This is a genomic window from Pantoea sp. 18059 (genome assembly GCF_902706165.1).
In the GTDB taxonomy this organism is placed as follows: Bacteria; Pseudomonadota; Gammaproteobacteria; order Enterobacterales; family Enterobacteriaceae; genus Pantoea; species Pantoea agglomerans.
This window is the reverse complement of sequence record NZ_CACSJS010000002.1, coordinates 518,014-534,354: the sequence shown is the minus strand read 5'-3', so window position 1 is coordinate 534,354 and position 16,341 is coordinate 518,014. Positions and strand designations below refer to the sequence as shown.

Sequence of the window (16,341 nt, the reverse complement as noted above, 5' to 3'; positions counted from 1 at the left end):
CACAGCAATATAAAAAACCCCGCTTAGCGGGGTTTTTTATGCGCAAAAATCAGGGCATCGGCCAGTCAGCAGGCGCCTGGCTCATCACATCGATAAAGGCATGCTTTGAGATTTCCAGAAAGTTATGCACGTTATCCATGCTCAGGGTAATGCCCATCAGACCGGTAACAAACCAGCAGGTCATGCCTAAACCAATCCCGCCACACATAAATGCCATCACGTGACGGCTATCCTGACGAAGTTTGGTTTTCAGGGTGCTGGCAAAAAACATCATGATTGCGCTCAGCAATTCCCAACGCATAACAAGTAAACTGGCGGTTAACGTAGCCATCGGCCGGACCTCAATATCAGTAAGTATTCCTGACAATCTGCGGACATCACCGGCGGCGGAAAAGTGTGTCAGGGGGTGCTTTTTCGCCGTCAACCCAGGTTCAAAGTGTGACTTGGGTCACATTATATCACCCGATTTTAAATTTTGAACAAAATTTGACTCTGGTATGGTAGCGGCGTGAGGGAATAGTGAGCAGTAGAAGAAGAACGGCGGGGAAATCAGTCAGATGCGCCCGGGCGGGCGCATCTGAGGGGTCAACGAACCGGACAGCACTCGCCGGTCGTGCGCTGGGTGAAGCTACTGATACCGTCATTGCAGCCAAAACTCAGCAGGCGAGGGCGGTGAATCGCCTGGCGGCGCATGGTATGGCGGTAAGCGGTAGGCGTCTGTGAAAACTGACGACGAAACACGCGGGAGAAGGTCTGCTGCGAGTCATAGCCATACTGCATCGCAATATCAAAAACCGGCCGCTGTGTCTGTGACAGCGCTTCCGCTGCCAGCGTCAGACGGCGCTCGCGAATATAGCCACCCAGCGTCTGCTTCGTTACCGAACGGAACATACGCTGCAGATGCCATTTCGAATAGCCCGATTTTGCGGCAACCTCATCGATCGACAGGCTCTTATCCAGGTTCTGGTCAATCCAGTGCGTCAGGGAATGAATGATCTCTTCTTGCATCATGGTCTCATCCTTCTGGTGCTTAATAAGCGGTAATGGGAGTTTAGTGGTTTTAATGGAGAGCGAGTATAATTCCTCAAGTTAACTTGAGGTAAAGAGCCTGATGAAAAAAGAACGCAACTATCCGAAACCGGTCTTAACACCGGGTGAAGTGGCGCGCCGCAGCGGTGTGGCGGTTTCGGCGCTGCACTTTTATGAGACAAAAGGACTTATTTTCAGCACCCGCAACAGCGGCAATCAGCGGCGATACAGCCGTGATGTGCTGCGACGCGTCGCAATTATCAAGATTGCACAGCGTATCGGCATTCCGCTGGCAACAGTCAGTGACAGCCTGGATCACATTCCGCCTGACAAGCGCATGTCGACACCGGAGTGGGATGCGCTGACGCAGCACTGGCGCGAAGAGCTGGATAAGCGCATTGAAACCCTGACCCGCCTGCGTAATGACCTGGATGGCTGTATCGGCTGCGGCTGTTTGTCGATGCGCGACTGCCCGCTGCGCAATCCCGGCGACCGGCTGGGTCAGCAGGGCTCGGGTGCGGTGCTGCTTGACCCGGAACAGGATGATAAACATCCGGATGTGGAGTGACGTCTATACTTGGTGAAGGTCAAAACACAGGGAATCATGATGATCACCGTTCACCATCTTGAGAAATCGCGCTCGCATCGGGTGCTGTGGCTGCTGGAAGAGCTGGAAGTGCCGTACCAGATTAAACGCTATCAACGCGAACCGACCATGCTGGCCCCGGAGGCGCTGAAAAAAGTGCATCCACTGGGAAAATCACCGGTGATTACCGACGGGAACCAGGTAGTGGCAGAGTCAGGTGCCATTCTCGAATACCTTGAAGAGAAATATGATCACGAGTTCCGGCTCAAAGTGAGTGATGAGGCATCACGACTGCAGTGCCGCTACTGGCTGCACTATGCCGAAGGCTCGCTGATGCCGCTGCTGGTGATGAAGCTGATCTTCGGTCAAATGGGTAAAGCACCGGTGCCGTGGCTGCTGCGTCCGGTCGGGGCGGCATTCGGTAAAGGCGTGCAGAAGGCGTTTCTGGATAAACAGCTTAAGCCACACATGCAGATGATCGAACAGCATCTGGCTGCAAATCCCTGGTTCGCCGGTCAGCGCTTCAGTATCGCTGATATCCAGATGAGCTTTCCGCTGCTGGCGCTTGCGCGACGTGCCGGACTAGAGCAGATGCCCGCCAGCCAGAAATGGCTGCAGACTGTGCAACAGCGTGCCGCCTGGCAGCGCGCGATCGATCAGGGCGGTGAGCTTTCGCTGCCAGGTTAATTCCCCTCTTCCAATGGCGGGTCGTGTCTCATCACGGCTGCGCCAGTGCGCATCCCCCTGAAAATCGCGTTAACTTCAGGGCGTCAGCGTTTGACGTCGGCCTGGGCCACGTGGCTGCTGGCGACTTAAGCCTGATCTTTATACTGAAGAATCTCCCTCTGACAGTTGAAAATGTGCCGCTAAACGCCGGATAATCGCATGCCTTTTTATCTGGCCGCTTCTGGCGGCCAACTATCTGCGGCAAGGTAAACGTTTGCCTGCCGGATAAAACCCGACAGTGACGCCGTCTACCCGCTTATTCCAGGGACAGCGATGGTCGCAGAGCGATCCACACAACAAAAATTTTTGAGGCTCAACTATGTCAACTGAATCACGCCCGGCCAGTGGAAAACTGGACGCCTGGTTCTCGATCTCGGCGCGCGGCAGCAGCGTGCGCCAGGAAATTCTGGCCGGACTTACCACCTTCCTGGCGATGGTCTACTCCGTTATCGTGGTGCCAGGAATGCTGGGCAAGGCCGGTTTTCCCCCTACTGCCGTGTTTGTCGCCACCTGCCTGGTTGCCAGCTTTGGTTCCATCATCATGGGACTGTGGGCCAATCTGCCGATGGCGATTGGCTGTGCAATCTCCTTAACCGCCTTTACCGCTTTCAGCCTCGTGCTGGGCCAGCACATCAGCGTGCCGGTAGCGCTGGGCGCGGTGTTCCTGATGGGCCTGCTGTTTACCCTGATCTCAGTGACCGGCATTCGAGCCTGGATCCTGCGTAACCTGCCGATGGGCGTGGCGCACGGCACTGGCGTCGGAATTGGCCTGTTTTTGCTGCTGATTGCGGCTGACGGTGTAGGCCTGGTAGTGAAAAACCCGGCACCGGGCCTGCCGGTGGCGCTGGGCCACTTCACCACCTTCCCGGTAATGATGACGCTGCTGGGACTGGCAGCGATTATTGGACTGGAGAAGCGCCGGATGCCCGGCGGTATACTCATGACAATTATCGCCATTTCGCTGCTGGGGCTGATCTTCGATCCGGCGGTGAGCTACAAAGGATTGTTTGCGCTGCCGAGCCTGCGTGATGCCAGCGGTGAGTCGCTGCTGTTCAGCCTCGACATTATGGGCGCGATGCAGCCGGTCGTGCTGCCAAGCGTGCTGGCACTGGTGATGACGGCGGTCTTTGACGCGACCGGCACCATTCGCGCGGTCGCGGGTCAGGCAAATCTGCTGGATAAACAGGGCCAGATTATCAATGGTGGTCGTGCGCTGACTAGCGACTCCGTCAGCAGCCTGTTCGCGGGTCTGGTGGGCGCGTCACCGGCTGCGGTTTATATCGAATCGGCGGCAGGAACGGCGGCGGGGGGTAAAACCGGTCTTACCGCGATTGTGGTCGGCCTGCTGTTCCTTGCCATTCTGTTTATGTCACCGCTGGCGTATCTGGTGCCGGCTTACGCCACCGCCCCCGCGCTGATGTATGTGGGTCTGCTGATGCTGAGCAACGTGGCGAAAGTCGACTTCAATGATTTTGTCGATGCGATGTCGGGCCTGTTAACGGCGGTGATTATCGTGCTCACCTGTAACATCGTCACCGGCATTATGATCGGCTTCGCCAGCCTGGTCGTGGGGCGTCTCTTCGCGGGGGAATGGCGCAAGCTCAACGTCGGCACCGTCATTATTGCTATCGCGCTGGTGGCGTTTTACGCCGGTGGCTGGGCGATCTGACTGTACAACCGGGCGTGCGGCTGCACGTCCGGAATTTTTCACTATTTTCCCGCCCGGCGCACGCGTAGCTGACAATCTTCACCGCAGTTTGTTTTACACTTTAGCGCTTAACCAATGATTGAAAGAAACGACGCCTAAGGAAAGCATGGAAATCTTTTTTACAATTCTCATCATGACGCTGGTCGTGTCGCTCTCTGGCGTCGCGGCTCGTATCCTCCCTTTTCAGATCCCGTTGCCGCTGGTTCAGATCGCCGTGGGTGCGATGCTGGCCTGGCCAACTTTTGGTCTGCATGTCGACTTTGACCCGGAGCTGTTTCTGGTGCTCTTTATTCCGCCGCTGCTGTTCGCGGATGGCTGGAAGACGCCGATCAGTGAGTTCCTGCATCATGGTCGCGAGATAATTGGCTTAGCACTGGCGCTGGTCCTGATTACCGTGATCGGCATCGGCTATCTGATCTACTGGCTGGTACCAGGTATCCCGCTGATCCCTGCCTTTGCGCTGGCGGCGGTGCTGTCACCGACCGATGCCGTGGCGCTCTCAGGCATTGTCGGTGAAGGCCGTATTCCCAAGAAGATTATGTCGATCGTGCAGGGCGAAGCCCTGATGAATGACGCTTCGGGCCTGGTATCGCTGAAATTTGCCGTGGCAGTCGCCATGGGTACCATGGTGTTTACCTGGGGCGGTGCCAGCGTTGAGTTCCTGAAAGTGGCGGTGGGTGGTCTGATTGCGGGTGTCGCGATCTGCTGGCTCTACGGTAAGTCACTGCGCCTGCTCAGCCGCTGGAGCGGTGACGATCCGGCTACCCAGACCGTACTGCTGCTGCTGCTGCCGTTCGCCTCTTACCTGATTGCTGAACATCTGGGTGTCTCAGGCATCCTGGCGGCCGTGGCTGCCGGTATGACCATCACCCGTTCCGGTATTATTCGTCAGGCACCGCTGGCGATGCGCCTGCGTGCCAACAGCGTCTGGCAGATGCTGGAGTTCGTCTTTAACGGCATGGTCTTCCTGATGCTGGGCCTGCAGTTGCCGGATATTCTGCAGACCTCTGTTGATCAGGCGCAGGCCGATCCGAACGTCGAGCTCTGGATGCTGTTTGCCGATATCGGGCTGGTCTATGCCGCGCTGATGATCGTGCGTTTTGGCTGGCTGTGGATTATGCAGCGCTTCAGCAAACGCCTGCTGAAGAAGAAGCCGCTGGAGTTCTCCAACTACTCGTTGCGTGAACTGCTGATCGCCTCCTTTGCGGGTGTGCGCGGCGCGATTACCCTGGCCGGTGTCCTGTCGATTCCGCTGTTCCTGACCAACGGCGAGCCTTTCCCGGCGCGTTATGAACTGGTCTTTATCGCCACCGGCGTGATTCTCTTCTCGCTATTGGTAGGGGTAGTGATTCTGCCGATTCTGCTGCGCGGCATTGATACCATTGATAAAGGCGCACATCGTCGCGAGCTGCAGAATGCGCGTGCGGTAATGGCAGGCGCAGCCATTGAGAGCCTGCACAAGATGGAAGAGCGGCTGGAGAATGAGTCGGAAGAGAACATCGATCCGGAGCTGCTTAAAGAGGTGAGTCTGCGGGTGATTGGCAACTTACGTCGTCGCGCTGAAGGGAAGAATGACCTTGAACACGCGCTGTTCGCCGAGAACCTGGAGCGTCGCTTCCGCCTGACCGGACTGCGTGCCGAACGTGCTGAGGTCTATCATCTGCGCGCCACCCAGCAAATCTCCAATGAGACGATGCAGAAGTTACTGCACGACCTGGATCTGCTGGAAGCGCTGCTGATCGAAAAAGAGGAGTAAGTCCTGACTGGCACGCCTGCGCGTTAATGCGGCGTGCCAGCCTTTCACACCGACAGGCGCGGCGGCTCATCCGGCCAATGCTCGCGACAACAGGCTATCCACGCCTGCGCACTGCGCGACAGATAACTCCCTTCCCGCCAGATCAATCCCAGACTCCACTTCAGCTCCGATTCCAGCGGCAGCCACAGCAGCGACTGCTTATCCAGCCGCTGACAGATCGGCTCCGGCAGAATCGCCAGCCCCATCTCCGCCTGCACCATCGCCGCCAGAAAATCCCACTGTCCGCTGCGAACCGCCACCGTTGGCGTCAGGTTGAGCCGCTGAAATGCCTGCATCAGCTGACGATTCAGCGAGAACTCCTCATTAAAAATCAGCAGTGGATGCTCTGCCAGTTCTGCCAGTCCAATCTGCTGGCGGCTGAGCCACTCCGGGCGACGCGGCAGCAGTACGCAGAGCGGATGATGCATCAGGGGCAGGGTGTTCAGCGGCAGCTCGGCATCGACCGGTAGCGCGGTCAGGGCGATATCCAGACTGCCCGCCAGCACCGCCTGTTGGACGGTCAGACCGCCGAACTCAGAGATTTTCAGCTTCACACCGGGATAGCGGCGGCGAAACGCGGAAATCGAACCGGCAATCTGCATACCGACCATCGGCGGAATACCCAGTCGCAGCTCACCGGTTTTGAGCTGGTTGATGTCACCAATCTCCGCTTCCAGCTGATGAAACTCCTGCAGGATCGCCAGGCCGCGCTGATAGACCGCCTGGCCGCTGTCGGTGAGGTGCAGACGACGACCATCGCGCAGGATCAGCGTGCAGCCCAGCTCCTCCTCCAGCTGGCGCAACATTTTGCTGATGGTCGGTTGCGTCACAAACAGCTTCTGCGCCGCACGGGTAAAGCTCTGCTGGCGTACGACTTCAGTAAAGTAACGCAGGGCGCGGACATCCATAACTATTCCTTTCAGGCATGATTTCGATAATTTTAATTCATTTTTTTCACCTTCTGTTGACGATTTATACTGGTGACATCAATTTAATCGGGGAGACAAGGTGATGGCGTTAGCGCTCACTTTACGCAGCAACCGCGCAGTGCAATGGCTCAGCCTGCCGCTCCAGCTGGGTTTCTATATCGGCCTGTTTATCGCCTGCGACCGGCTGGTGAGCTGGCTGCATCTGCCGCTGCCCGCCAATATCGTCGGGATGCTGCTGCTGCTGGCGTTAATCGTGACGCGGATTGTGCCGCTGAACTGGGTGAAAGCCGGGTCACGCTGGCTGCTGGCCGAGATGCTGCTGTTCTTTATTCCGGCGGTGGTGGCGGTGGTGAACTATGGCGATCTGCTGCGGGTTGATGGCTGGCGCATCTGTGTGGTGATTGGCGTCAGTACGCTGCTGGTGCTGGCCTCGACTGCCTGGGTGGTGGACCGGCTTTATCATTATGAAGTCGCGCGTGCCGCGCGTAAGCAGGATCCGCATGCGTGATTTTCTGCTCAGCCTGCTGTGTGTAGCCGTTACGCTGCTGGTTTATGCGCTGAATAAACGGCTTTATCGCCGCTGGCGGACGCTGCTGCTGATGCCACTGGTGATGACGCCGCTGGTGCTGGTGGCATTGCTGCTGCTGACGCATATCAGCTGGCAGGATTACATCGCCGAAAACCACTGGCTGCTCTGGCTGCTGGGGCCAGCGACGCTGGCGTTTGCGGTGCCGGTCTATGAGAACGTGGAAATTATTAAGCGCCACTGGCTGTCGCTGAGCGCGGGCGTAGTGACCGCGACGCTGGTCGCCGTCTGCAGTTCCGTCTGGCTGGCGCGGCTGTTAACCCTGCCGGAGTCGATTCAGCGCAGCCTGGCCGTGCGCTCTATCACCACGCCGTTTGCGCTGGCTGCGGCGGGTCCGATTGGCGGGCAGCCCGATCTGGTGGCGCTGTTCGTGGTGATTACAGGCGTGTTTGGCATGGCAATCGGCGACGTGCTGTTTCTGCGGCTCGCCATTAAGCAGGGCGTGGCGAAAGGCGCGGGATTCGGTGCGGCGTCACACGGTGCCGGCACGGCACGCGCCTATCAGATTGGCGAGCAGGAGGGCGTGGTCGCCAGCCTGGTGATGATGCTCTCTGGCGTGGTGACCGTGGTGCTGGCCCCGCTGATTGGGCACCTGATGTGGACAATATAGGCTACACTCCGTCGCACAGGGGCTGGTCTGCGCTGAGACACGTATTTTTACGTAAAGTTTTCCAGATTTTGTTGTCTCCCCATTTCAGGCTGTTAACCTTGCGGCCGAATTAATTGTCCTTTCACGGAGTGGAATCATGTTTAAGCAACTTGTTGCCGGGAGCGCCCTCGGGCTGGTTTTAATGAGCGGTGCCGCTCAGGCGATTGAAGGCAGTGTTGATGTCAGCGAACACAACACCAACCTGAATGTGGGTCTGGGCACCACAACACCCGGTCTGTTTCTGAAAGGTAACTGGCTGCGTAGCGACCATGACGGCAGTACCTACGGTGCCGGTCTGGGTTACAACGTTGATTTCGGGCCGCTGCGTCTGGCGCCGACCGCAAAAGCGATCTTCACCCATCCTGAAGATGGAAAAGATGGATTTGCGGTGGCGCTGGGTGGTGCAGCACACTACAGCTTCAACAGCATGTGGGGCCTGTATGGCGAATATTATTACGCGCCAGAGTCTTTCACCGATCAGCTCGACAGCTATCAGGAAGCCGGTGGCGGCCTGAGCTTCACGCCGGTTTCACTGCTTAACCTGCGTGTAGGTTATCAGTACATCGAACTGAACAACAAAGATGGACGCAAAGATAACGTGCTGGTCGATGGCCCGTACGTGGGTGCATCGCTGCGCTTCTGATTCTGCTGCGCAAAAGAAGAGGGCGACTACTTCGGTAGCCGCCCTTTTTTATTGCCTGCTCGTTATGAACGAAAAGCCACGATCAGTGCGCTTTGCCCTGTTCGATGCCGGTGCCGGTCTGCGAGCGGATAAACTGTGCACGGAAGCGTGAACGTTCTTCTGCGCCCTGCTGCGAATGGTCGGTAATCGAGAAGAGCCAGATGCCCACAAAAGCCACCGCCATGGAGAACAGCGCCGGATACTCATAGGGGAAAATCGCCTTCGCGTTGCCCAGCACCTGTACCCACACCGTCGGGCCGAGGATCATCAGGATAACGGCGGTCAGCAGACCGAGCCAGCCGCCCACCATCGCGCCGCGCGTCGTGAGTTTTGACCAGTACATCGACAGCAGGATGATCGGGAAGTTACAGCTGGCCGCAATCGAGAAGGCCAGCCCGACCATAAAGGCGATGTTCTGTTTCTCAAACAGTATACCCAGCGCAATCGCCACCACGCCCAGCGCCAGCACGGTAATTTTTGAAACCCGCAGTTCATCTTTCTCGCTCGCCTGACCTTTACGATACACGCTGGCATAGAGGTCGTGAGACACCGCCGATGCACCCGCCAGGGTTAAGCCTGCGACAACGGCCAGAATCGTGGCGAAGGCAACCGCAGAGATAAAGCCCAGGAAGGTGCTGCCGCCCACGGCGTTCGCCAGATGCACCGCCGCCATATTGGTGCCGCCAATCAGCGCGCCGCTGGCATCTTTAAAGGCCGGATTAGCGCCCACCAGCAGGATGGCACCGAAGCCGATAATAAAGGTCAGGAAGTAGAAGTAACCCATAAAGCCGGTGGCCCAGAAGACGCTTTTACGTGCCTCTTTAGCATCCGCTACGGTGAAGAAGCGCATCAGGATATGCGGTAATCCGGCTGTACCAAACATCAGCCCCAGCCCCAGCGACAGCGCCGAGATAGGATCTTTAACCAGTCCGCCAGGCTGCATAATCGCGATGCCTTTTGGATGGACCGCCATCGCTTCGGTGAACAGCGTATTAAAACTGAAACCGGTCGCCTTCATTACCATGACCGCCATGAAGGTGGCGCCAAACAGCAGCAGCACGGCTTTGATGATCTGCACCCAGGTGGTGGCCAGCATGCCGCCAAACAGCACATACATCACCATCAGAATGCCGACCAGGACTACCGCAACATGGTAGTTAAGGCCAAACAGCAACTGGATCAGTTTACCGGCCCCGACCATCTGCGCGATCAGGTAGAGCGCCACGACCACCAGTGAGCCGCAGGCTGACAGCGTGCGGATCGGCATCTGCTTCAGACGATATGAGGCGACATCGGCAAACGTGTAGCGACCCAGGTTGCGCAGTCGCTCGGCGATTAAAAACAGAATCATCGGCCAGCCAACCAGGAAGCCGAGCGAGTAGATCAGCCCGTCATAACCAGAGGTGTAAACCAGCGCCGAAATGCCCAGGAACGAGGCGGCCGACATGAAGTCACCCGCCATCGCCAGGCCATTCTGGAAGCCAGTGATATTGCCGCCCGCGGTGTAGTAGTCATTACGTGATCGGGTGCGCTTTGAGGCCCAGTAAGTAATTCCCAGCGTGGCCCCGACGAAAATCGTAAACATGATAATCGCCTGGTAGTTGGTCGCCTGGCGCTGCACGGCACCGGTTATCGCATCGGCAGCCAGTGCTGAAAACGGCAGCATTAAGGCCAGCAGCCATAAGGTGAGACGAGTCATGATTTCACCTCGCTGAGGATCGCTTTCGTTAAACGGTCAAACTCACCGTTGGCACGCCAGACATAGACGCCGGTCAGCACAAACGACATCACAATCAGCCCGACCCCAATCGGGATACCGCGCGTGACGTTGGTGCCGGCATGCAGCGGCGTACCGAGCCAGCCGGGGGCAAATGCGATCAGCAGGATAAAGCCGACATAGAGCACCAGCATGATCAGCGACAGCAGCGTCGCGAACGCCTGGCGCTTACGGACTAATTCATGAAAAAGGGGATTACGCTCAATCTGTTGATTGATGGCATCCTGATTCGAAAGGGCGTCATTCATCACATTTTCTCCAGAGGGCTTGCAGGCGAGAACCTCGCGACAGGGCGCGGATTCAGCTGGTTATAATATTTGTGACTACCGAAACAGACTGCGTAGGGCGGGTGTGGCGGGAAGCGATCTTCCCGCCGGACAGCGTGCGCTTAAGGCATTTTGATCGACTGTTTCTCCTCAAGCAGTTTTTCTACTACGCCAGGATCGGCGAGCGTAGAAGTATCACCAAGATTACTGGTATCCCCGGTGGCAATTTTGCGCAGAATACGCCGCATGATTTTGCCGGAGCGGGTTTTCGGCAGTGAGTCGGTCCAGTGCAGTACATCCGGTGTGGCTATCGGGCCAATCTCTTTACGGACCCACTGGCGCACTTCGGTGTACAACTCCGGCGACGGCTCTTCGCCATGATTCAGCGTGATATAGGCATAAATCGCCTGGCCTTTGATGCTGTGCGGAATCCCCACTACCGCCGCTTCGGCAATTTTAGGGTGCGAGACCAGCGCCGATTCAATTTCGGCGGTGCCGAGTCGATGACCGGAAACATTGAGTACGTCATCGACGCGTCCGGTGATCCAGTAGTAGCCATCTTCATCACGACGGGCACCATCACCACTGAAGTAGACATTTTTAAAGGTAGAGAAGTAGGTCTGCTCGAAACGGTCGTGATCGCCATAGAGGGTACGTGCCTGACCCGGCCACGACTCGGTGATCACCAGATTGCCTTCACAGGCGCCTTCCTGTGGCTGACCTTCGTTATCCACCAGCGCGGGCTGCACGCCAAAGAACGGTCGGGTGGCGGAACCCGCTTTCAGCTCGGTCGCACCCGGCAGCGGCGTGATCATGAAGCCGCCGGTTTCGGTCTGCCACCAGGTATCAACAATCGGGCAGCGGCTGTTGCCGATTTTCTTGTAGTACCACTCCCAGGCTTCCGGGTTAATTGGCTCACCGACCGATCCCATAATGCGCAGGCTGCTGCGGTCGGTGCCGGCAATCGCCTTATCACCTTCCGCCATCAGCGCACGGATGGCAGTGGGCGCGGTGTAGAGCAGCGTGACTTTATGTTTATCGACCACTTCCGCCATACGGCTCGGCGTTGGCCAGTTTGGCACCCCTTCAAACATCAGTGTGGTGGCGCCACAGGCCAGCGGGCCATAAACCAGATAGCTGTGGCCCGTCACCCAGCCAACATCAGCGGTGCACCAGTAGATATCATCCTGATGGTAATCAAAGACGAACTTAAAGGTGGTCGCGGCATAGACCAGATACCCGCCGGTGGAGTGCAACACGCCTTTGGGTTTGCCGGTTGAACCGGAGGTATAAAGGATAAACAGCGGATCTTCCGCGCCGACTTCTGCGGCAGCGTGGTTGGTGCTCGCGTTCAGCATCAGGTCGTGCCACCACTGATCGCGGCCCTCAACCCAGCCCACATCTTTACCAGTGCGCTGGAACACCACCACGTTTTTCACGCTGGTGACATTAGGATTTTTTAACGCGTCATCGACATTTTTCTTCAGCGGAATGCTGCGACCGGCGCGGATCCCTTCATCGGCCGTGATTACCAGCGAGGCGCTGGAATCGACGATGCGGCCCGCGACCGCCTCTGGTGAGAAACCGCCAAAAATCACCGAGTGAACGGCACCGATACGCGCACAAGCCAGCATCGCTACTGCGGCTTCCGGCACCATCGGCATATAGATCGCCACCACGTCGCCTTTTTTCACTTCCAGCAGTTCCAGCACGTTGGCGAAGCGACAGACTTCTGCATGCAGCTGGCGGAAAGTCAGGGTTTTGCTTTCGCTGGCGTCGTCGCCCTCCCAGATAATCGCCGGGTGATCGCCGCGCGTGGCTAAATGACGGTCAAGGCAGTTTGCCGCCAGGTTGAGCGTGCCATCTTCGTACCAGCGAATGTTAATGTTACCTGGTGCAAACGAGCAGTTTTTCACTTTGCTGTAAGGCTTGATCCAGTCAAGGATTTTGCCCTGTTCGCCCCAGAAACTGTCTGGATCGTCGACAGATTGCTGATACATCGCCTGATACTGTTCTGCAGTAATCAGGGTGTTTGCTGCAATATTCTCTGGAACGGGATGTTTGTGTATTTGGCTCATGGCGGATCTCCTTGAAGATGTTAATGATATGTCAATCAATGGTTAATTAAAGCCCGCGCCAAAGCTTTGTTTCTTTTTTGCGCCACAGATCACGTGATACATATCCCCCCAAGAAGCGTTAAGCCATTCTGATCTATCAGGTTAACGCTCTGGCGGCGCTGGAGAAGTCAGGCATCGCTTTTACGTTTTCATCCTGAATAAAAAGCGAGCAAACGCGCCGGATCAGTTTTTAAGCGTTTCTGCATAGCTATGCGTAAATTCATCGAAGTAATACTTTTCATAACAGCAGGTTAGGGTTTTTCAGCTCCAGCAGCACTTTATGCTGCTTAGATGGTGAACTTTTAATCGGATCCGCCAGGGGTTGCATTTACCACAGTGAAAATGGTACTTATCTCGCCCCTGTTCTGCAGGTATCAACTCAGACCGCGTCTGAAAATGGGTATGGGAATCATCAGATTTTCATACGAGGCGCTGTTTCAAGACACCCTCTAATTTACCGGGCTTTTTGCTCACTCCCTGTGTGTATTGTCTTCTGCACCTTCGCAGTAGAGAGAAACGGGTTTTGACTGAGGAAATTACACGTTATGAAAGGTTTTAAAATCAGCCTGGCCTGGCAGATTCTGACAGCCCTGGTGCTTGGCATCGTTGTGGGTGCTGTGTTGCATAATCAGCCAGACAATCGTGAATGGTTAGTCACCAACATTCTCAGCCCGGCAGGCGATATCTTTATTCATCTTATCAAGATGATTGTGGTACCGATTGTGATTTCATCCCTGATTGTCGGCATCGCTGGCGTGGGTGATGCAAAGAAGCTGGGACGCATCGGCGTCAAAACGATTCTCTACTTTGAAGTGATCACCACCATTGCCATTGTGGTCGGTATTACGCTGGCCAACGTATTTCAACCCGGCACCGGCATTGATATGTCAACGCTGGCAACGGTGGACATCTCTAAATATGAAGCGACAACGGCAGAGGTACAGGGCGGTCCGCACAGCCTGGTGACCACCATTCTGTCGCTGATCCCGCAGAATATTTTCGCCTCAATGGCGAAGGGCGACATGCTGCCGATTATCTTTTTCTCGGTGCTGTTTGGCTTAGGCCTGTCGTCACTGCCGTCAGAACAGCGCGATCCGCTGGTGAACCTGTTCCGTGGCATTTCTGAAGCGATGTTTAAAGTGACGCACATGATCATGCGCTATGCCCCGGTGGGTGTGTTTGCGTTGATTGCGGTGACGATTGCTAACTTCGGCTTTGCCTCGCTCTGGCCGCTGGCTAAGCTGGTGTTGCTGGTTTACGCGGCAATTCTGTTCTTCGCCTTTGTGGTGCTGGGCGGAGTGGCGCGCTTCTGTAAGCTGCGGATTACCACGCTGATGCGTATCCTGAAGGATGAGCTGATTCTCTCTTACTCTACTTCCAGCTCGGAAACGGTGCTGCCGCGCATTATGGAGAAGATGGAAGCCTACGGGGCGCCGAAAGCGATCACCAGCTTCGTGGTGCCGACCGGTTACTCGTTTAATCTGGATGGTTCAACGCTTTATCAGAGTATCGCGGCGATCTTTATTGCGCAGCTGTATGGCATTGACCTGTCGCTGACCGACGAGATTGTGCTGGTAATAACGCTGATGGTGACCTCGAAAGGTATCGCTGGCGTGCCAGGCGTCTCCTTCGTGGTGCTGCTGGCCACGCTGGGCAGCGTCGGCATTCCTCTGGAAGGTCTGGCGTTTATCGCCGGTGTTGACCGCATCATGGATATGGCGCGTACCGCGCTGAACGTGGTTGGTAATGCGCTGGCGGTGCTGGTGATTGCCCGCTGGGAAAACCAGTTCGACGTCGAAAAGGCGAAAGAGTATGAGCTGGAGCTGCGGACACAGACCGCAAGCTGAACACGGCATTAACGTAAAAATGGGCTCAACGAAAGTTGGGCCTTTTTTTTTATGAGATTTTTCATGGCAGATATACAGGTTGACTGAAAATTAAAAGGTTATATTTTTATAACTAAAAACCATAATTATGAGACGATAGTATTGTTGTTATGATTGATTATAGTTATATTTCGTTGCGGTAAGTTGACTGTCTTCTTTGACAACATGGAGTGTTGACGGATGCCAGAAATTAACTGGACGAAAAAGGCATTGAAACAGCTTTATGGGCTGCCTCAGAAAGAGGGTAACGCTATTGAAGATGCTGTAGAGGCGCTGGCTAAATGGCCGGATATTCCCCATCTGAAAGTCGAAAAGCTGACTGATGATAAACAGAAGCGAATGAAGCTGGTAGTAGGTCACTACCGCGTACTCTGGAAGATAGAGAAAGGTCAGCCAGTAGTGATAGATATACTTGAAGTCGTAAGAAGAACATCGACCACGTACAAAAAGCGCTAGCAGTGTGGCAGGAGCAATGTGCGTCATCAATAAGTTCTGTGCAGCCGGGTTTAGCGTTCCGCAGCACAGGCAGACGATCAGACAGTGTTGCCTGCCGTACCAGTAAGGAGTGATTACCCATGAATGCTATACAGTTTCTGACGGACGAGCGCGGGAACCGCACTGGTGCTGTCATCCCTATAGAGCTGTTTAATAAGCTCATGGCTGAACGTCATTTAGATGATGTGTTTGAGTCTGTCCCTTATGAAGTGGGTCCAGACGATGATGAAACGATTCCTCACGATGTAATGAAAATCAGCCGACGGCAATCCGTTCCTTTGCATGTTGCCTGGCGTTTGCATCGTCACATGTCACAGGAAGAGGTGGCGAATAAACTGGGCATCACGCAGGCTGGCGTGTCGAAGTTAGAGTCGAGAAAGAAACCTCGAAAACAAACGCTTGAGAAGCTGGCTGCTTTATATGGCTGCAGAACGTCACAACTTTATATTGATTAAATGGATGCGCTTTTAACCTGCGTTTGGTGGGTTTTAATTGTCTTTTGGATGAGTGACATAGGATGGGAGGCGAGGTCTTTGCAGGGAAAACAGTGCTCCGTTCAGTCGGATACCAGCAGTGACTGCGTAAAGTCGTCGAAAGCCCATCCCTGGGGCCTCGGCCGCCGGTTCACTCACCTCATCCATGAGGCTCGCCCGCAAGCGGGCCAACGCTTTGCATTGTTCAAAAACGCTCCCGACGTTTTTGAACAATGCGGCGGACGCTTAACTCCGTCAATGCTGGTATCCGCCTTCTCATCCACCTCGGGTACAGATTGTCAGAAGGACAAAAACCAGGAAAGGACATCTTACTCCAGCAGGCCTTTTTCAACGTTTATGTCCGACTCAAGCCTCTTTTCAAGCAGCCATAAAAAAGCCTGAGGGAAGAAAAGGTTCACCTGAAGAGTAAAGCGTCCCACGCCAGGGACAAAAACGCCGGGAGCGTTTTTGAACAACGCAGAGCGTTGGCCCGGCAACGGGCGCACCTCATGGATGAGGTGCGTAATCGCGTGGGCCGAGCGTCATGGATGACGAATGCGTCTTTACGATCAGGTGAACCTTTTCTGACCGGCACCGGTCTCCCAGCGATTGTACTCACATGCACCGCACCCAAGCC

At 55.6% G+C, this 16,341-nt stretch carries 16 protein-coding genes; 10 read left to right on the top strand and 6 right to left on the bottom strand.

Annotation, left to right across the window (positions count from 1 at the left end; genetic code table 11):
• Positions 1-49: 49 nt before the first annotated feature.
• Both GVJ63_RS09250 and soxS read right to left on the bottom strand, forming a co-directional pair.
• On the bottom strand, positions 50-331 hold the full coding sequence (locus tag GVJ63_RS09250; protein ID WP_010252166.1) for a YjcB family protein: 282 nt from the start codon (positions 329-331) through the stop codon (positions 50-52).
• Between the two features lie 254 nt (positions 332-585).
• Positions 586-1,011: a superoxide response transcriptional regulator SoxS gene (gene soxS, locus GVJ63_RS09245; protein WP_122889189.1), complete on the bottom strand. Its 426-nt coding sequence runs from the start codon at positions 1,009-1,011 to the stop codon at positions 586-588.
• 100 nt (positions 1,012-1,111) lie between these two features.
• On the opposite strand from soxS, the gene soxR reads away from it, so the two are divergent.
• The 4 genes from soxR to GVJ63_RS09225 all read left to right on the top strand — a co-directional run bounded on the left by soxR (position 1,112) and on the right by GVJ63_RS09225 (position 5,805).
• Positions 1,112-1,597, top strand: a complete 486-nt coding sequence (gene soxR / locus GVJ63_RS09240; protein ID WP_010252161.1) for a redox-sensitive transcriptional activator SoxR — start codon at positions 1,112-1,114, stop codon at positions 1,595-1,597.
• 39 nt (positions 1,598-1,636) lie between these two features.
• Positions 1,637-2,302 (top strand): glutathione S-transferase family protein, encoded by a 666-nt coding sequence (locus GVJ63_RS09235; RefSeq protein WP_010252159.1) that lies wholly within the window; start codon positions 1,637-1,639, stop codon positions 2,300-2,302.
• A gap of 358 nt (positions 2,303-2,660) precedes the next feature.
• Positions 2,661-4,010, top strand: a complete 1,350-nt coding sequence (locus GVJ63_RS09230; RefSeq protein ID WP_022625223.1) for an NCS2 family permease — start codon at positions 2,661-2,663, stop codon at positions 4,008-4,010.
• Positions 4,011-4,155: 145 nt separating this feature from the next.
• Positions 4,156-5,805, top strand: coding sequence for a Na+/H+ antiporter (locus GVJ63_RS09225; protein WP_010252155.1), 1,650 nt, complete (start codon positions 4,156-4,158; stop codon positions 5,803-5,805).
• Between the two features lie 44 nt (positions 5,806-5,849).
• On the opposite strand, the gene GVJ63_RS09220 is transcribed toward GVJ63_RS09225, so the two are convergent.
• Positions 5,850-6,752 carry a LysR family transcriptional regulator gene (locus GVJ63_RS09220; RefSeq protein WP_010252153.1) on the bottom strand — a complete coding sequence of 301 codons (903 nt, stop codon included), beginning with the start codon at positions 6,750-6,752 and terminating at the stop codon, positions 5,850-5,852.
• A 103-nt stretch (positions 6,753-6,855) separates the two neighbouring features.
• Here GVJ63_RS09220 and GVJ63_RS09215 point away from each other — a divergent pair, with 103 nt between their 5' ends.
• The 3 genes from GVJ63_RS09215 to GVJ63_RS09205 all read left to right on the top strand — a co-directional run bounded on the left by GVJ63_RS09215 (position 6,856) and on the right by GVJ63_RS09205 (position 8,651).
• The gene (locus GVJ63_RS09215) at positions 6,856-7,281 is read left to right on the top strand and encodes a CidA/LrgA family protein (protein ID WP_010252151.1); all 426 of its coding nucleotides are present in this window, start codon (positions 6,856-6,858) and stop codon (positions 7,279-7,281) included.
• On the top strand, positions 7,274-7,969 hold the full coding sequence (locus GVJ63_RS09210; RefSeq protein ID WP_010252149.1) for an LrgB family protein: 696 nt from the start codon (positions 7,274-7,276) through the stop codon (positions 7,967-7,969). Before GVJ63_RS09215 ends, GVJ63_RS09210 begins: the two co-directional genes overlap by 8 nt.
• 136 nt (positions 7,970-8,105) lie before the next feature.
• Positions 8,106-8,651, top strand: coding sequence for a YfaZ family outer membrane protein (locus GVJ63_RS09205; RefSeq protein WP_010252147.1), 546 nt, complete (start codon positions 8,106-8,108; stop codon positions 8,649-8,651).
• An 82-nt stretch (positions 8,652-8,733) separates the two neighbouring features.
• Here GVJ63_RS09205 and GVJ63_RS09200 read toward each other — a convergent pair whose 3' ends face one another.
• The 3 genes from GVJ63_RS09200 to acs form a co-directional block, all read right to left on the bottom strand.
• A complete protein-coding gene (locus GVJ63_RS09200) occupies positions 8,734-10,389 on the bottom strand; it encodes a cation acetate symporter (protein ID WP_022625224.1) in 1,656 nt (551 codons plus the stop codon).
• Positions 10,386-10,715 (bottom strand): DUF485 domain-containing protein, encoded by a 330-nt coding sequence (locus tag GVJ63_RS09195; protein WP_010252143.1) that lies wholly within the window; start codon positions 10,713-10,715, stop codon positions 10,386-10,388. The genes GVJ63_RS09200 and GVJ63_RS09195 overlap by 4 nt, the downstream gene beginning before the upstream one ends.
• A gap of 140 nt (positions 10,716-10,855) precedes the next feature.
• Entirely contained in the window at positions 10,856-12,811 is a 1,956-nt protein-coding gene (gene acs, locus GVJ63_RS09190) for an acetate--CoA ligase (protein WP_010252142.1), read from the bottom strand.
• 584 nt (positions 12,812-13,395) lie between these two features.
• Between acs and gltP the strand changes: the two genes are divergently transcribed.
• The 3 genes from gltP to GVJ63_RS09175 all read left to right on the top strand — a co-directional run bounded on the left by gltP (position 13,396) and on the right by GVJ63_RS09175 (position 15,686).
• Positions 13,396-14,697, top strand: coding sequence for a glutamate/aspartate:proton symporter GltP (gene gltP, locus GVJ63_RS09185; protein WP_010252141.1), 1,302 nt, complete (start codon positions 13,396-13,398; stop codon positions 14,695-14,697).
• Positions 14,698-14,916: 219 nt separating this feature from the next.
• A complete protein-coding gene (locus GVJ63_RS09180) occupies positions 14,917-15,192 on the top strand; it encodes a type II toxin-antitoxin system RelE/ParE family toxin (protein ID WP_010252139.1) in 276 nt (91 codons plus the stop codon).
• 119 nt (positions 15,193-15,311) lie between these two features.
• Complete coding sequence (locus GVJ63_RS09175; RefSeq protein WP_159226737.1) at positions 15,312-15,686, top strand: helix-turn-helix domain-containing protein; 375 nt, start codon at positions 15,312-15,314, stop codon at positions 15,684-15,686.
• Positions 15,687-16,341: the final 655 nt, after the last annotated feature.

What these genes read in the sequence shown, in the direction of transcription:
- GVJ63_RS09250 (WP_010252166.1), bottom strand. Translation starts at nt 331, where the DNA reads ATGGCTACGTTAACCGCCAGTTTACTTGTTATGCGTTGGGAATTGCTG.
- soxS (WP_122889189.1), bottom strand. Translation starts at nt 1,011, where the DNA reads ATGATGCAAGAAGAGATCATTCATTCCCTGACGCACTGGATTGACCAG.
- soxR (WP_010252161.1), top strand. Translation starts at nt 1,112, where the DNA reads ATGAAAAAAGAACGCAACTATCCGAAACCGGTCTTAACACCGGGTGAA.
- GVJ63_RS09235 (WP_010252159.1), top strand. Translation starts at nt 1,637, where the DNA reads ATGATCACCGTTCACCATCTTGAGAAATCGCGCTCGCATCGGGTGCTG.
- GVJ63_RS09230 (WP_022625223.1), top strand. Translation starts at nt 2,661, where the DNA reads ATGTCAACTGAATCACGCCCGGCCAGTGGAAAACTGGACGCCTGGTTC.
- GVJ63_RS09225 (WP_010252155.1), top strand. Translation starts at nt 4,156, where the DNA reads ATGGAAATCTTTTTTACAATTCTCATCATGACGCTGGTCGTGTCGCTC.
- GVJ63_RS09220 (WP_010252153.1), bottom strand. Translation starts at nt 6,752, where the DNA reads ATGGATGTCCGCGCCCTGCGTTACTTTACTGAAGTCGTACGCCAGCAG.
- GVJ63_RS09215 (WP_010252151.1), top strand. Translation starts at nt 6,856, where the DNA reads ATGGCGTTAGCGCTCACTTTACGCAGCAACCGCGCAGTGCAATGGCTC.
- GVJ63_RS09210 (WP_010252149.1), top strand. Translation starts at nt 7,274, where the DNA reads ATGCGTGATTTTCTGCTCAGCCTGCTGTGTGTAGCCGTTACGCTGCTG.
- GVJ63_RS09205 (WP_010252147.1), top strand. Translation starts at nt 8,106, where the DNA reads ATGTTTAAGCAACTTGTTGCCGGGAGCGCCCTCGGGCTGGTTTTAATG.
- GVJ63_RS09200 (WP_022625224.1), bottom strand. Translation starts at nt 10,389, where the DNA reads ATGACTCGTCTCACCTTATGGCTGCTGGCCTTAATGCTGCCGTTTTCA.
- GVJ63_RS09195 (WP_010252143.1), bottom strand. Translation starts at nt 10,715, where the DNA reads ATGAATGACGCCCTTTCGAATCAGGATGCCATCAATCAACAGATTGAG.
- acs (WP_010252142.1), bottom strand. Translation starts at nt 12,811, where the DNA reads ATGAGCCAAATACACAAACATCCCGTTCCAGAGAATATTGCAGCAAAC.
- gltP (WP_010252141.1), top strand. Translation starts at nt 13,396, where the DNA reads ATGAAAGGTTTTAAAATCAGCCTGGCCTGGCAGATTCTGACAGCCCTG.
- GVJ63_RS09180 (WP_010252139.1), top strand. Translation starts at nt 14,917, where the DNA reads ATGCCAGAAATTAACTGGACGAAAAAGGCATTGAAACAGCTTTATGGG.
- GVJ63_RS09175 (WP_159226737.1), top strand. Translation starts at nt 15,312, where the DNA reads ATGAATGCTATACAGTTTCTGACGGACGAGCGCGGGAACCGCACTGGT.